The 765-nt window shown below is 67.5% G+C and carries 1 protein-coding gene; it reads left to right on the top strand.

What is annotated here, in order from left to right; all coding sequences use genetic code 11:
- Nucleotides 1-19: 19 nt before the first annotated feature.
- Nucleotides 20-765: oxidoreductase (locus tag SM757_RS34975; RefSeq protein WP_456062124.1), on the top strand; the 746-nt coding region annotated here is incomplete at its 3' end.

Below are 765 nucleotides of genomic sequence, written 5' to 3'. Positions count from 1 at the left end.
CCCACACCGCCGTACCGACATGCGCTACCCGCACCTCTTCGAACCCATTCAGCTCAACCAGCTGAAGATCCGCAACCGGATCGTGAGCACGGCCCACGCGGAGGTCTATGCCGACAACGGCATGCCCGGGGAACGCTACATCCGCTACTACGAGGAGAAGGCCCGCGGCGGCGTGGGCCTGGCCATCTGCGGCGGCTCCAGCCCCGTGGCCAAGGACAGCCCAAGCGACTGGTGGAGCTCCGTCAACCTCTCGCGCGACGAGACGATGGAGGGGCTCTCCAAGCTGGCCGAGACCATGCACAAGCATGGCGCCAAGATCATGATCCAGGCCACGCACATGGGCCGGCGCAACGCCTGGCACGGCTTTGACTGGCCGCACCTGGTGAGCCCCTCGGGCGTGCGCGAGCCCGTGCACCGCGGCAACGCCAAGACGATAGAGATCGAGGAGATCCGCCGCATCGTCAAGGACTTCACCAAGGCCGCGCGCCGCGTGAAGGCCTCGGGCATGGACGGCATCGAGATCTCCGCGGCCCACCAGCACCTGATCGACCAGTTCTGGAGCCCGCGCAGCAACTTCCGCACGGACGAGTACGGCGGCTCGCTGGCCAACCGCATGCGCTTCGGCATCGAGGTGCTCACTGCCGTGCGCGAGGAGGTGGGGCGCGACTTCTGCGTGGGCCTGCGCATGTGCGGCGACGAATTCCACGAGGACGGGCTGGACCACGAGACGCTCAAGGAGATCGCCCAGGCCATGAGCGAGACGGG

The organism is Azohydromonas lata (genome assembly GCF_034427735.1).
Taxonomy (GTDB): Bacteria; Pseudomonadota; Gammaproteobacteria; order Burkholderiales; family Burkholderiaceae_C; genus Azohydromonas; species Azohydromonas lata.
Note: the sequence above shows the minus strand (reverse complement) of the source record. Positions and strands in the feature narration are given on the sequence as shown.